The sequence below is a fragment of the Pseudomonas sp. NPDC088444 genome (assembly GCF_044900175.1).
In the GTDB taxonomy this organism is placed as follows: Bacteria; Pseudomonadota; Gammaproteobacteria; order Pseudomonadales; family Pseudomonadaceae; genus Aquipseudomonas.
This window is the reverse complement of sequence record NZ_JBJDNK010000002.1, coordinates 429,637-442,503: the sequence shown is the minus strand read 5'-3', so window position 1 is coordinate 442,503 and position 12,867 is coordinate 429,637. Positions and strand designations below refer to the sequence as shown.

The following is a 12,867-nucleotide window of genomic DNA, read 5'->3' as shown; positions in this document are numbered from 1 at the left end:
GACTCTCGTGGGAGCGAATTCATTCGCGATTGCATCCGGACAGCCAGCGTCGCTTCAGGCTGACTCACCGCTATCGCAAATGAATCGCTCCCACCGGGCAAGCGGTCAGGCGCAGGAACGGGGTGCACCGCTTAGCTCAACAACTCGGCAAACGCCTTGTCGGCCTCCAGCACCGCAGGCAATGCAGCGAACAGCGCGTCTAGGTCAACGCCTTCGAACAGCGGCCCATCGACGGCTTGCTGCGCCTGTGGTGTGGCGCCGCCGTTGTTTTCCAGGGCATCGGAAACCAGGATGGCCTGCGCGACGATCCGCGCATGGGTCGCATCGCCGGGCGCCTGCATCGGACGCGCCTGATAGGCAATGGCGTGTTGAATCACGGGTGGCAATTGCCAGCGCCGCGCCAGTTCCGCCCCGACTTCCGGGTAGCCGAAGCCCAGTTGCAACGTTTCCAGCGCCGCGCGGCTGGTGGTGCCGGTTTTGGTCACGCTGTTGATGCGCTCGGCCACCTGTGGCGCGCCGGTCTGGATCAGCAGTTCGCCAATGTCATGCATGACGCCACAGGTGAAGGCAATTTCAGCGTCGGATTTGGACTGTTTGGCCAGCAGACGGGCAATCCCGGCCACTTGAAAGCTTTTCAGCCAAAAGCCTTTGAGGTCGAAGCTGGCGCTGGCCTTGAACGCGCCGGTTACCGCCGACGCCAGCACCAGTGTACGCAGGGTGTTGAAGCCCAGCCGCATGGCGGCGTCCTCGATACTCGACGACTCCCGCGCCCCCCGAAACCGCGCCGAGTTGGCCAGGCGCAGAATTTTTGCCGAAATCACCGGATCCTTCTCAATGTTGCGGGCGATGTTTTCCAGGTTCGACGACGGGTTGTCGAACTGTTGAATCAGGTCCTGAGCCACTTTGGGGATGCTCGGAAGACTGCCCAAATCCGCGAAGAGTTGCTCGATGCCCATGGCCTTGCTCCTGTTTCGTCTGACTTACAACACCATAGGCAAGATTGGCGAATCTGCACGTCGGGTGATCAGGTTTTGATACAGGCTCCACAGATAGCAGGATGGTGACACACAGGGTGCTGGATAACCGCCAACGTGTGGGAGATTCTATGTCGCCTGATCAACCGCTTTCGCCACCAAGGCGGCTCCCACAAGTATCGCGCCGACCCCAAATCGCGTGTCCAACGCTGTAACTGTGTGAGCCGGCTTGCTGGCGAATGCGTTGTGTCAGCCAATATTTTCATAGCTGGCACAACACATTCGCCAGCAAGCCGGCTCCCACAATGATGTGCGGCAAACTCATGCCCGTTCGCGAAACTGCACCACGTTGCCCTCTGGATCAAACCCATCACACGCCGTAAATCCCCGGGTTGAAAACTGGCCAGACGGCGCATCCACGTGTCCGCCCAGCGCAGGTGCCGCCGCGCGGGTTTCGGCGAGGCTTTTCACCGGGAACACCAGCTTGAGGGCCGTGTTTTCACGGCGTTCGGGTGGGTCGGTGATATTGATTCGGTCGCACACTGCTTTCGGAATGCCGTGAATCACCAGTTGGTATACCTCGGACTCCAGCACAATCAGGCGGTTTTCCGTAACGGTCTGGGCCATTCCCAGCAGTTCGCGGTAAAACGCGGCCACCCGAGGCAGGTCTTTGGCAAAGAGCACGGCGCCGTGTTTGGGCAACGAGGGGGCAGATTCAGTCATGGCTCTTCCTTGATCGGTTGTTTTCAGGGTTATTCGTCGAACTTCTTCAAATACGCGTCCACCAGCTCGATCAAACGCTCGCGGCCGAAGCTGTTGCAATGGCCGCCATGCACCACGCGCACTGGCAATTCGCGCAGGCGCTGCATGGTGCGGATGTAGTCGTCGATTGAGGAGTGGGCAAGGTTGTCCAACAACTCACCGTCATAGATGGCATCGCCAGAAAACAGCGTCTGGGTCGAGGCTTCCCACAGACCGATGCTGCCCGGCGAATGGCCGGGCAGGTGCAGCACTTCGAAATGTCGGTTGCCCAGGTCGATGATGTCGCCTTCTTCCAGCGTCCGAGTGACGTGGGCAGCCTGGATTTTCCAGCTCTCAAGGTCGTAGTCGGGTGAGGGCAGGGCGCTGATGATCGGGCCGAGCTTTTCCCCGCCCAGCGTGGCCAGGCTGAAGTCGTTGGGGTCGAAATCCGGCTCTACCAGGGTGAAATAGCCGTCCGATGTGCGCAGGCCCTCAGCCTCTGAGCTGTGCACCAGGCATTCGTCGAATTCGTGGTGGCAGCCCACGTGATCCAGGTGCACATGGCTGGCGACGGCGCTGATGCGCTGCCCGAACACGTGTTTCGCCGCTTCCCGCAAACTGCAAATGCCCATGCCGGTATCGACGACCACGTCCTGATCGCGCCCGCGAATGTGCCAGATGTTGCAGCGCAGCCATGGGGTGACGTGGGGTTCGGTGATCAGGGTAATGGCGTCGTCGATCGTGTTGAACGCGTACCACTGGTCTGCAACTTTCCTGAGCATCTCCGGTGCCTCGATCAACGGGAAAGTCTGGAAGACTCGCAGGTTGGCGAAGTTTTTTGAAGGGCTGGATTCACCCGCTCGCCGTTCTTTTTCATGGCATGCGCGTTGGAGGCAGTTTGTCAGGCAAAAAATCAGTAATATGGCGCAACATCGGTGAGGGCTGCGCCTTCTGCCGAGCCTTCACGACCATATTGATGAAACGCCAGCCCCTGCGTTCGACGGGCGCGCTGGCCAGGAAATAGAGGGTGTCATGGGTAACGAAAGCATTAACTGGGACAAGCTGGGTTTCGACTACATCAAGACCGACAAGCGCTACCTGGCTCACTGGCGCGACGGTGAGTGGGACAAAGGCACCCTGACCGACGACAACGTGTTGCACATCAGCGAAGGCTCCACCGCGCTGCACTATGGCCAGCAGTGCTTCGAAGGCCTGAAGGCCTACCGCGCCAAAGACGGTTCGATCAACCTGTTCCGCCCTGACCAGAACGCCGCGCGCATGCAGCGCAGCTGCTCGCGTTTGCTGATGCCGCACGTGTCGACTGAACAGTTCATCGAAGCGTGCAAGGAAGTGGTGCGCGCCAACGAGCGTTTCATCCCGCCTTACGGCACCGGTGGCGCGCTGTACCTGCGTCCGTTCGTGATTGGCGTCGGTGACAACATCGGCGTTCGCACGGCACCGGAATTCATCTTCTCGGTGTTCTGCATCCCGGTCGGCCCGTACTTCAAAGGCGGCATGAAGCCACACAACTTTGTGATCTCCAGCTACGACCGCGCTGCGCCGCAAGGCACCGGCGCTGCCAAGGTCGGTGGCAACTACGCGGCGAGCATGATGCCGGGCAGCGAAGCGAAGAAAAACGGCTTCGCCGACGCCATCTACCTTGACCCGTTGACCCACTCCAAGATCGAGGAAGTCGGTTCGGCCAACTTCTTCGGCATCACCCACGATGACCAGTTCATCACGCCGAAGTCGCCTTCCGTGCTGCCGGGCATCACACGCCTGTCGCTGATCGAGCTGGCCGAGACCCGTCTGGGCCTGAAAGTCACCGAGGGCGAGGTGTTTATCGACAAGATCGACCAGTTCAAGGAAGCGGGCGCCTGTGGCACCGCCGCCGTGATCACGCCGATTGGCGGTATCAGCTACAAAGACAAGCTGCACGTGTTCCATAGTGAAACTGAAGTCGGCCCGGTGACTCAGCGTCTGTACAAAGAGCTGACCGGCATCCAGTTCGGCGAGATCGAAGGCCCGGCGGGCTGGGTCGTCAAGGTCTGAGCCTGAACGGCAAGCGATAAAAAACCACCGCCAACAGGCGGTGGTTTTGTTTTGGAGTATCACATTCCCTCGGTCAGACACCGTTCTTGTGGGAGACGGCCGGGTGGCGCTCCGCTTGCTGGCGATTGCTGTATATCAGACACAGTTGAGCCGACTGACCCACAGCCTTCGCCAGCAAGCCGGCTCCCACCATTCACGCCTTCAGCGGGCACCTGCCCGACAAACAGGCCAAAGCAAGGATGTTTTATGTTCGCACGAGCAGTATCCCGCCCCCTGCAACGCATGCAGCCGCTGACCTTTTCCTTGAGTGTATTGACCCTCGGTGCCGCCTTCGACGCCTGGGCCGATGATTACGAATACCCTCATGCCCACGAACCCATCGGCACCGTGGAACAGTTGTACGAAGGCACGATGTTGCCGGATCTGGCGGTCAGCACCTACCGCAACATCGACCGACTGTTCCCGACGCGCACCATTACGGCAGGAAATCACCCTTATCCGTTGCCGATGGCGCCCAGGCAGTTGGAAAACGTGGCCTTCACCTGGCAGGGCAAAAAGTACGATCTGTTCGACTATGTCGCGCTGGACAGCGTCACCGCGATGCTGGTGCTCAAGAACGGCAAGATCGCCTACGAAACCTATCAGCGCGGCAACACCGAAAAGACCCGCTGGATGTCGATGTCGATGGCCAAATCCATCACCTCCACGCTCGCCGCTGCCGCGCTGCACGACGGCTCGATCAACAGCCTGGATTCACAAGTGGTCGATTATGTGCCGCGACTCAAAGGCAGCGCGTACGACGGCGTGACGATTCGCAACGTGTTGATGATGTCCTCAGGCGTGAAGTGGACCGAAGCGTTCACCAATCCGGATTCGGACCGCCGAGCGCTGCTCAGGGCGCAGATGTCGCAGACGCCCGGCTCGGTCATGGCGTTGATGGCCAGTCTGACTCGCATCGCCGAGCCGGGCGCGGCCAATAACTACAACACGGGTGAAAGTCAGGTGTTGGCCGAGGTGGTGCACAGCGCGATCAAAATGCCGTTGGCCAATTACCTGACGCAAAAAATCTGGCAGCCTTTTGGCATGGAACACGACGCCAAATGGTGGCTGGATTCGCCTGGTGGCATGGAAATCGGTGGCAGCGGCATCAGCGCCACGCTGCGGGATTTTGGGCGCTTCGGGCTGTTTTTCATGAATGGCGGCAAGATCAACGGGCAGTCGATCCTGCCGGACGGGTGGGTCAAGGAAGCGACATCGCCCACGACCCTCAAGGGCGGCAAACCGCTGAATTATGGCTACATGTGGTGGCCCGCTCAGACCGAGGCATCGATTCGGGACGGTGCGTACTCGGCCATCGGCATGCAGGGCCAGAACATCTACATCAACCCTGCGCAGCAGGTGGTGATCGTGACCTTTGGTGACCAGCCCAAACCGTTGCGCAGAAACCTCATCGCGCCGTTGGCGTTCTTCGATGCGGTGGTCGAGGCGGTGAAATAAGCTTACTGCCCCAGGTTGCCGAGCAGGTCAGCCTGCACGATTTCCACCCAGTATTCGTCTGGATCGCTGATGAAGGCCACGTGTTTCATGCCTTTATCCAGACGTTTGACGAAGGGCACGCCTAACGACTCGAAGCGTGCGCACGCCGCTTCGATGTCCGGCACGGAAAAGCAGATATGACCGAAGCCACGCGGATCCTTGTTGCCGTTGTGGTACTGAGAGTCATCGCTTTCCGTGCCCCAGTTGTGGGTCAGTTCCAGCACCGATTCGCGGCTGAAGGTGTAACTCATGCGGCTTGATGTGTCGTCTGGCACGGGTTCGCCCTGGGTCATCGCCAGAAACAACAACGAAAACTTCGCCTCGGGAAAGTCCACCTTGCGCAGCAGCCGCATGCCCAATACCCGCGTGTAGAAATCCAGCGAGCGCTCGGGGTCCTTCACCCGCAACATCGTGTGGTTGAACACGTACTCCTGAGTGACGGCATCGGGCGTGAGGCACACACCGGGTTGGGTTTCGCTGACGAAAGACATGGCAGGGCGCTCGTATTGAAAGAGACGCCAGTCTAGAAAGCCCATGGGCGCAGCGGGTAATACCGGATTACTACGAACAAGAACTCCACCGCCTCTGTAGCAGTCCGGCTTGCCGCGGTAGCGCCCATCAAATCGCTACCGCCGGCAAGCCGGACTGCTACAGAGGGGGTGGCGCAATCCATTAATCCCGTGCCCGATCATGAAATTTTCGGGCTTATAACCACGTAGTAGGTCGCTATTACCTACCCGATTTTCGCCCGACTACTATCAAAACAGCTTGATGCACCGACAAAAAAAATAACAAGGACAAAAGCCATGAAAGACCTGACGCTCGATCGTCGCCGCTTTCTGCAGGGAAGCGGCGGGCTGTTGTTGGGAACACTGCTGTTTGGTTCCGGACCCATTGCACTGCTTGCGCCTAGCCGAACCTGGGCGTTGGAAATGAACACCCTCGACAGCGCCACCGGCAGCCGCTTGCTGCTGGTCATCCGGCGCATCTTCCCCCACGACACCATGGAAGACGCTGTCTATGCGTTCTCCGTCAAAGCCCTCGATGAAAAAGCCTCCCAAGACCCCGGCATCGCCGACCTCTTGAAAAAGGGCCTGGCCGATCTGGATCAGCGCGCCGGGGGCGACTGGAGCAAGCTGCCCGAAGACCAGCAAGTGGGCTTGCTCAAACAAATACAGGGCGAGCCATTTTTCGCGCTGGTACGCGGGGTCTCCGTCAACAGCCTGTACAGCAACGAACTGGCCTACAAACACTTCGGTTATGAAGGCGCCTCCTTCCCCCATGGCGGCTATATCCATCGCGGTTTCAACGACCTCAAGTGGTTGCCGAACCCGCCGGTCGATGCCAGTCCCGCTGTGCCTGCCTGAGGAGCGCAATCATGACGACTTACACGTTGGACGACGATTCAGTGGTGGTGATCATCGGCTCGGGCGCAGGCGGCGGAACGCTGGCCAACGAGCTGTGCCAGAAAGGCATACCCGTGGTGCTGCTGGAAGCCGGAGCGCGGCAATCGCCGGGCACGTTCATCAACGATGAATGGCCTTCGTTCTCGCAACTGTCCTGGGGCGACATGCGCACCACGTCAGGCTCGTGGCGGGTGGCCAGGGATTTCCCGAACCTGCCCGCCTGGATCTGCAAGACCGTCGGCGGCACCACCACCCACTGGGCGGGTGCCAGCCTGCGCTTTCAGGAGCATGAATTCCGCGCATTGGACACTTATGGGCAAGTGCAGGGCGCGAACCTGTTGAACTGGCCGATCACTCTCGCCGAAATGGAGCCGTATTACGCCCGCGCCGAAGACAAGATGGGCGTAACCCGGACGAATAACATCGATGGCCTGCCGGGCAACAATAACTTCAAGGTGCTGTACAACGGTGCGCAGAAAATGGGCTACACCGAGTGCTCCACCGGCCACATGGCGATCAACAGCAAACCCCGTGCAGGTCGCGCCGGTTGCCAGCAACTGGGCTTCTGCTTCCAGGGCTGCAAGATGGGTGCAAAGTGGTCGACCTTGTACACGGAAATCCCCGCCGCCGAGGCCACGGGCAAACTGGAGCTGCGCACCCAATGCCATGCGGCGAAGATCGAGCACGACGATAAGGGCCGGGTCAACGCCGTGGTGTATTTCGACGGTCTGGGCAAGGAGCAGCGGCAAAAAGCGCGGGTCGTGGCCGTGGCGGGCAATTCGATCGAAACGCCGCGCTTGTTGCTCAATTCGGCCAGCAGCCAATTCCCTCATGGGCTGGCCAATGGCTCGGGCATGGTGGGCAAGCATTACATGCGCCACACCACGGGCAGCGTTTACGCGTCGTTCAAGGAGGATGTGCATTTTTATCGCGGCACCATCATGGCCGGAATCATCAGTGACGAAATCCATCACAAACCGGACCGCGGATTCGTGGGTGGTTACGAGATGGAAACCATTTCCCTGGGGCCATCGTTCCTTGCGGCGTTCTTCAATCCGGGCGCCTGGGGGCGGGATTTCACCGACGTGATGGAGCAATACAGCAAGCTGGCCGGGATGTGGATCGTCGGCGAAGACATGCCGCAGGAGAACAACCGCATCACCCTCAACGACAGCGTCAAGGACAAGTACGGATTGCCGGTGCCCAACGTGCATTACGACGATCACCCCAATGACGTGGCCATGCGCGAGCATGCATTCAAACAAGGGGAGGCGTTGTATTCGTCGGTGGGGGCGGTGAACACCTTCCGGGTGCCGCCATACCCCTCGACGCACAACCTGGGCACCTGCAGGATGAGTGAGAAGCCTCAGGATGGCGTGTGCAACAAGCACGGCCAAAGCCATGAGATTCCCAACCTGTTCATCTCCGATGGCAGCCAGTTCACCACCAGCGCTGGGGAGAACCCGACGCTGACCATCGTGACCCTGGCGATTCGGCAAGCGGAGTTCATTGCCGATGCCTTGCAGACCCGGGCGATTTGAACGCTGGTGAGATGAGCCCCTGTGGGAAGTCATTCGCGAAGGCGTGGGTACCCGCGACATTATTAAGTCGCCTGGCACTCCGCTTTCGCGAATGAATTCGCGTCCACAGGGTTACGTGTCTGCTGCGCCACAACGCTGCACCGAAGCGACAGTCATCTCCCACCCTGTCCCGGGATTTCAGGGCAAAACGCCGTATTCCAGCAACAACGCTTCCATCCAGTCCATGAACACCCGGCAGCGTTGCGGCACATGGCGGCGGTGGGCGTAGAGCAGTGAGACGGGCATCGGCGCAGGTTGGAAGTCAGGCAGGATTTCCACCAGTTCGCCGCGCCGAAGCTGGTAATCATGGGACAGACAGGGCACCTGCACGATGCCTAGCCCGCCGAGGCAGGCGGCTTCGTAGGCTTCGATGTAATTGACCGTGACGCTGCAGGGCATGGTGACGTAATGGTCTTTACCCTCGCGATGGTATTCGAACCTGGCCTGGCTGGCGCCGAAGGCCGACACGTAGTTGATCAGCCGGTGTTGCTGGAGGTCGTCCAGTGTCTGCGGCACGCCATAGCGTTGCGCGTACTCGGCACTCACGCAATTGATCATCCGAAAATGCCCGACGCTACGGGCCACCAGTGAAGTGTCGGGCAATTCGCCGACGCGCATCACGCAATCGAAGCCCTCCCGAATCAGATCGACGCGGCGGTCTGTGCTGCTGATCTCCACTTCAATCAATGGATGGCGGTCCAGGAACTCACCTAGCCGTGGCATGACCAGCCGACGCGCCACGGCGGTGGGCATGTCGACCCGCAGGCGGCCAGAGAGCGCCGCGCTGTCCTGACGGAACAGACTCTCCAGTTCATCCATTTGCGCCAGCAAATCCTTGCTGCGTTCGTAGAGTGCCTGACCGTCCGGGGTGGTCTGGACCTTGCGCGTGGTGCGTTGTAGCAGACGCGTATCGAGCAGTTGCTCAAGGGCGCGAATCTGCTCGGACACACTGGAGCGCGGCAGGCCCAGCGCAGCGCTGGCCAATGTGAAACTGGACAGTTCGGCGACCCGGACAAAGGTCTTCAGCAAGTCGAGTGTGTTCATGCTCTTACGCCTGATTGTTCGGCCTGTGCGATCAGTGCTGTCGAATTGCACCGGTTTATCTAGGGCAGTTGCGAACAATACAGTGCGCCTCATGAACTGCAAACAACCCATTCGAGGTGATACATGAGCAACAAGATCGCAATTATTACTGGCGCCAGCCGCGGGCTGGGCAAGAACGCTGCACTGCATCTGGCACGTCAGGGCGTGGACATCATCGGCACGTACCACAGCCGCGAAGACGACGCGCACAAGGTCGTCTCCGAAATCGAGGCGCTGGGTGGCAAGGCAAAAATGCTGCAACTGGACGTCGGTGACAGCAGCCGTTTCGACACGTTCGCCACTCAGGTTGCGGCTGTGCTGAACGCGTATTTCAAGGCCGAGCGGTTTGATTTTCTGGTGAACAACGCTGGCGTCGGGATGTACGCCAGTTGTGCGGACACTACCGAGTCGCAGTTCGATCAACTGATGAAGGTCCACTTCAAAGGGCCGTTTTTCCTGACCCAGAAGCTCTTGCCCCTGATCGCGGATGGCGGACGCATCGTCAACGTGTCGTCGGGTTTGGCGCGCTTTTCGCCCATCGGCTACGCGGCGTATGCGTCGATGAAAGGGGCGATCGAGGTGTGGACCCGTTACCTGGCCCGCGAACTGGGGCCTCGCGGTATCACCGTCAACGCCCTGGCTCCTGGCGCTATCGAGACCGATTTCGGCGGCGGGACGGTGCGTGACAATACTGAGGTCAACGCGTGGGTGGCGGCGAATACGGCGATGGGGCGTGCAGGCGTGCCCGATGACATCGGCGCGGCGATTGCGATGTTGCTGGGCGACGGTGGTCGCTGGATCACCGCCCAGCGCATCGAAGCGTCGGGCGGCATGTTCGTCTGATCCAGACTGTGAGGGTGCTTATCCGTTGATGTAATAGATGCACAGCGACAGGGTGACCAGCGAACCAATGGTCGAAATCAGGATCGTGCTGGACACCACCGACGCCTCGCGCTTGTAGTATTCGGCCAGCATGAACGGGCCGGTCCCAGTGGGCAGGGCGCTGAGCAGCAGGGCGCTGTTGGCCCACAGCGGCGGCAGGTGGAAGACCTTGAACGCCAGAAACCAGGTCAGCAACGGATGGGCGATCAGTTTGATCAGCACAAGAAGGCTCGTGCCATGGCGCGGGCCTTCTTGTTTATGGGCCAGAAACAGACCGAGGGAAATCAGTGCGCAGGGCGTCGTGGCCGCGCCGAGCAGGCTGAGAAACTTGTCCAGTGCACCGGGCAACGGAATCCCCGTTGAGGCCCAGCAGGCACCGAGGATGGGCGAAACGACCAGTGGATTTTTCGCCAGCGCGGTCAGCACCTTGAGCACGATGCGGTGTACATGGGCTTCACTCTGCAAACCAATCTCGATGCAGATCAGCGCGATACCGAACAGTACGCAGACCACCAATAACGATGCGATCAACGCCGGTTCAAGCCCGCTTTGCCCGAGCACCATTACGCACAGCGGGATGCCGATGTAACCGGTGTTGGCGTAGGACGCGCTCAAGGCGTCGATGCTGGCGTCGGCAAAATGGCCGGCTTTCTTGCGCAGCAGCAGGAGGGTGACGACGAACATTGCCATTGTCGACAGCGTAAAGACCGCGACAAAACCGGGGTGCCAGATCTGCTCCCAAGTGGCCGTTGCCGTGGCGGTGAACAGCAGCGCGGGCAGGCATAGCCAGACCACCATCCGGTTGATCTCCGACGCGGCGGTCGGGCCAAGGCGGTTGGTGCGACGACACAGATAACCGACCAGAATCAGGGCAAAGATGGGCAACAGCACGTTCAAAACGGAAGACATTGAATCTCGGCTCGGGCTTTCTCGGAGGGGACGCTTAAGAAGGGGCGTTGACGAACGGCTTCGAAAGGCGCGCGTTGAAACAAGCGGCAAAGATTAAAGTCGGAAATCGTGAGCGTCCAACCTTTCTCGCCCTTGACACGAGATTTTAATGTCGGCGGAGGACTGAGCCAGAGCGGTTGGCAGCCATCGGCAGCGCGCCACCGCCGGCGAGCCGGACGGCTACAAGGGATTTGTGTTGCAGAGAGAAGGAGCACGCATCGGATTCGTAGCAGCATGGCTTGCCTGCGGCGGCGGCCTCTCAATCGCCGCCGTCGGCGAGCCGGGCTGCTACAGAGAGGGTTAGAGCGCTTCGGCGACGCTCTGGCTCAACGGCGTCGTCGCCCGGCCGATCAACGCGCTCAACTGGTGGCCGTCATCGAACAACGCACCTTTGGCAGCGGCCGCGTCGGAGTTGGCCAGCAGTTCGGCCACGAACTCGGGCAACCCGGCGTTCAGCAGCGCGGCTTTGTACTGGGCTTCGGGAAGGTCGGTGTAGACCACCGGTTTACCGGCTTGTCGGGCCACTTCAGCGGCGAATTCGCTCAAGGTGTACGAGCTGTCCCCTGCGAGCTCATAGGTCTTGCCTGCCTGTGAATCGCTGGCGGTCAACACGGCAACCGCTGCGGCGGCGTAGTCGGCCCGCGCTGCCGAACTGATGCGACCTTCACCGGCGCTGCCGAAGTGCGCGCCGTGGGCCAGATCACCCGCAATGCCAGCGGTGTAGTTTTCGTGATACCAGCCATTGCGCAGCACCACCGCAGGCACTCCGGATTGCGTCAGGGCAATTTCCGTCTGATGGTGTTCTGCGGCCAGCCCCAGCAACGAGGTGTCGGCGCGCAGCACGCTGGTGTAGCCCAGCAATTTCACACCGGCCCGTTTGGCGGCGTCGATCACGGCCTTGTGTTGAGCAAAGCGCTGGCCAATTTCGCTGGAAGAAATCAGCAGCACCTTCTCGGCCCCGGCAAAGGCACCGTCCAGCGTGTCAGGTTGCGAGTAATCGGCCTTGCGCACCTGAACGCCCAGCGCCGCGAGATCAGCCGCTTTTTCCGGGCTGCGCACGGCCGCGACGATGTGCGACGCCGCCACTTTCTTCAGCAATCGTTCGATGACCAGACGGCCCAGTTGGCCCGATGCACCCGTGATGACGATCATGTGGAGTTCCTTTAGTGAGTTGGGATGTGCATCCAGCATAGAGCGCATGCTAACCTTTCGTAAGTACGCACAAAAAGGTAAGTGCCATGAACGATATGTCCAGCCCCTCTCCCGAAAGCGTTTCACTGCTTGAGCGCATCCGCATGGGGGAAGTCCTGGCGCGGGATTGCCCGTCGCGAGAAATCCTCAACCACGTCTGTAGCCGTTGGGGCGTATTGGTACTGGTGGTGTTGCTGGACGGCATGCACCGCTTCAGCGAACTGCGGCGCAAGATTGGCGGGGTGAGCGAAAAAATGCTCTCACAAACCCTGCAAAGTCTGGAGCAGGACGGTTTCGTCGACCGCAAGGCCCTGCCCGTGGTGCCGCCTCACGTGGAGTACAGCCTGACACCCTTGGGCAAGGAAGTGGCGGTGCAGGTTGACGGGCTGACCACCTGGATCGAGCAGAATCTGCCACGAATCATGGAAGCCCGCGAGGCCCGGACAGGCGAGCCGGTGTAGGTGTCCGGGCCTT

At 60.2% G+C, this 12,867-nt stretch carries 13 protein-coding genes; 6 read left to right on the top strand and 7 right to left on the bottom strand.

The window, feature by feature from the left end; all coding sequences use genetic code 11:
• Positions 1-131: 131 nt before the first annotated feature.
• The 3 genes from ACI2KB_RS06425 to ACI2KB_RS06415 all read right to left on the bottom strand — a co-directional run bounded on the left by ACI2KB_RS06425 (position 132) and on the right by ACI2KB_RS06415 (position 2,497).
• Positions 132-956, bottom strand: coding sequence for an HDOD domain-containing protein (locus ACI2KB_RS06425; RefSeq protein ID WP_404632550.1), 825 nt, complete (start codon positions 954-956; stop codon positions 132-134).
• A gap of 339 nt (positions 957-1,295) precedes the next feature.
• Positions 1,296-1,697, bottom strand: a complete 402-nt coding sequence (locus tag ACI2KB_RS06420) for a VOC family protein (protein WP_404632548.1) — start codon at positions 1,695-1,697, stop codon at positions 1,296-1,298.
• Between the two features lie 29 nt (positions 1,698-1,726).
• Complete coding sequence (locus ACI2KB_RS06415; protein ID WP_404632546.1) at positions 1,727-2,497, bottom strand: MBL fold metallo-hydrolase; 771 nt, start codon at positions 2,495-2,497, stop codon at positions 1,727-1,729.
• A 250-nt stretch (positions 2,498-2,747) separates the two neighbouring features.
• Between ACI2KB_RS06415 and ACI2KB_RS06410 the strand changes: the two genes are divergently transcribed.
• Together ACI2KB_RS06410 and ACI2KB_RS06405 are read left to right on the top strand one after the other, a co-directional pair.
• Positions 2,748-3,767, top strand: coding sequence for a branched-chain amino acid aminotransferase (locus ACI2KB_RS06410; protein WP_404632544.1), 1,020 nt, complete (start codon positions 2,748-2,750; stop codon positions 3,765-3,767).
• Positions 3,768-4,013: 246 nt separating this feature from the next.
• Complete coding sequence (locus tag ACI2KB_RS06405; protein WP_404632542.1) at positions 4,014-5,264, top strand: serine hydrolase domain-containing protein; 1,251 nt, start codon at positions 4,014-4,016, stop codon at positions 5,262-5,264.
• A 2-nt stretch (positions 5,265-5,266) separates the two neighbouring features.
• On the opposite strand, the gene gloA is transcribed toward ACI2KB_RS06405, so the two are convergent.
• On the bottom strand, positions 5,267-5,794 hold the full coding sequence (gloA, locus tag ACI2KB_RS06400; protein ID WP_404632540.1) for a lactoylglutathione lyase: 528 nt from the start codon (positions 5,792-5,794) through the stop codon (positions 5,267-5,269).
• A gap of 315 nt (positions 5,795-6,109) precedes the next feature.
• On the opposite strand from gloA, the gene ACI2KB_RS06395 reads away from it, so the two are divergent.
• Positions 6,110-6,670 carry a tat (twin-arginine translocation) pathway signal sequence gene (locus ACI2KB_RS06395; RefSeq protein ID WP_404632537.1) on the top strand — a complete coding sequence of 187 codons (561 nt, stop codon included), beginning with the start codon at positions 6,110-6,112 and terminating at the stop codon, positions 6,668-6,670.
• A gap of 11 nt (positions 6,671-6,681) precedes the next feature.
• Positions 6,682-8,250 (top strand): GMC family oxidoreductase, encoded by a 1,569-nt coding sequence (locus ACI2KB_RS06390; protein WP_404632535.1) that lies wholly within the window; start codon positions 6,682-6,684, stop codon positions 8,248-8,250.
• A gap of 177 nt (positions 8,251-8,427) precedes the next feature.
• Here ACI2KB_RS06390 and ACI2KB_RS06385 read toward each other — a convergent pair whose 3' ends face one another.
• Entirely contained in the window at positions 8,428-9,333 is a 906-nt protein-coding gene (locus ACI2KB_RS06385) for a LysR family transcriptional regulator (protein WP_404632533.1), read from the bottom strand.
• Positions 9,334-9,456: 123 nt separating this feature from the next.
• On the opposite strand from ACI2KB_RS06385, the gene ACI2KB_RS06380 reads away from it, so the two are divergent.
• Positions 9,457-10,215: an SDR family NAD(P)-dependent oxidoreductase gene (locus ACI2KB_RS06380; RefSeq protein ID WP_404632531.1), complete on the top strand. Its 759-nt coding sequence runs from the start codon at positions 9,457-9,459 to the stop codon at positions 10,213-10,215.
• A gap of 18 nt (positions 10,216-10,233) precedes the next feature.
• On the opposite strand, the gene ACI2KB_RS06375 is transcribed toward ACI2KB_RS06380, so the two are convergent.
• Positions 10,234-11,163: an AEC family transporter gene (locus tag ACI2KB_RS06375; RefSeq protein ID WP_404632529.1), complete on the bottom strand. Its 930-nt coding sequence runs from the start codon at positions 11,161-11,163 to the stop codon at positions 10,234-10,236.
• Positions 11,164-11,502: 339 nt separating this feature from the next.
• Positions 11,503-12,354, bottom strand: a complete 852-nt coding sequence (locus ACI2KB_RS06370; protein ID WP_404632527.1) for an SDR family oxidoreductase — start codon at positions 12,352-12,354, stop codon at positions 11,503-11,505.
• Positions 12,355-12,440: 86 nt separating this feature from the next.
• On the opposite strand from ACI2KB_RS06370, the gene ACI2KB_RS06365 reads away from it, so the two are divergent.
• The gene (locus ACI2KB_RS06365; protein ID WP_404632525.1) at positions 12,441-12,854 is read left to right on the top strand and encodes a winged helix-turn-helix transcriptional regulator; all 414 of its coding nucleotides are present in this window, start codon (positions 12,441-12,443) and stop codon (positions 12,852-12,854) included.
• Positions 12,855-12,867 lie beyond the last annotated feature (13 nt).

What these genes read in the sequence shown, in the direction of transcription:
- ACI2KB_RS06425 (WP_404632550.1), bottom strand. Translation starts at nt 956, where the DNA reads ATGGGCATCGAGCAACTCTTCGCGGATTTGGGCAGTCTTCCGAGCATC.
- ACI2KB_RS06420 (WP_404632548.1), bottom strand. Translation starts at nt 1,697, where the DNA reads ATGACTGAATCTGCCCCCTCGTTGCCCAAACACGGCGCCGTGCTCTTT.
- ACI2KB_RS06415 (WP_404632546.1), bottom strand. Translation starts at nt 2,497, where the DNA reads ATGCTCAGGAAAGTTGCAGACCAGTGGTACGCGTTCAACACGATCGAC.
- ACI2KB_RS06410 (WP_404632544.1), top strand. Translation starts at nt 2,748, where the DNA reads ATGGGTAACGAAAGCATTAACTGGGACAAGCTGGGTTTCGACTACATC.
- ACI2KB_RS06405 (WP_404632542.1), top strand. Translation starts at nt 4,014, where the DNA reads ATGTTCGCACGAGCAGTATCCCGCCCCCTGCAACGCATGCAGCCGCTG.
- gloA (WP_404632540.1), bottom strand. Translation starts at nt 5,794, where the DNA reads ATGTCTTTCGTCAGCGAAACCCAACCCGGTGTGTGCCTCACGCCCGAT.
- ACI2KB_RS06395 (WP_404632537.1), top strand. Translation starts at nt 6,110, where the DNA reads ATGAAAGACCTGACGCTCGATCGTCGCCGCTTTCTGCAGGGAAGCGGC.
- ACI2KB_RS06390 (WP_404632535.1), top strand. Translation starts at nt 6,682, where the DNA reads ATGACGACTTACACGTTGGACGACGATTCAGTGGTGGTGATCATCGGC.
- ACI2KB_RS06385 (WP_404632533.1), bottom strand. Translation starts at nt 9,333, where the DNA reads ATGAACACACTCGACTTGCTGAAGACCTTTGTCCGGGTCGCCGAACTG.
- ACI2KB_RS06380 (WP_404632531.1), top strand. Translation starts at nt 9,457, where the DNA reads ATGAGCAACAAGATCGCAATTATTACTGGCGCCAGCCGCGGGCTGGGC.
- ACI2KB_RS06375 (WP_404632529.1), bottom strand. Translation starts at nt 11,163, where the DNA reads ATGTCTTCCGTTTTGAACGTGCTGTTGCCCATCTTTGCCCTGATTCTG.
- ACI2KB_RS06370 (WP_404632527.1), bottom strand. Translation starts at nt 12,354, where the DNA reads ATGATCGTCATCACGGGTGCATCGGGCCAACTGGGCCGTCTGGTCATC.
- ACI2KB_RS06365 (WP_404632525.1), top strand. Translation starts at nt 12,441, where the DNA reads ATGAACGATATGTCCAGCCCCTCTCCCGAAAGCGTTTCACTGCTTGAG.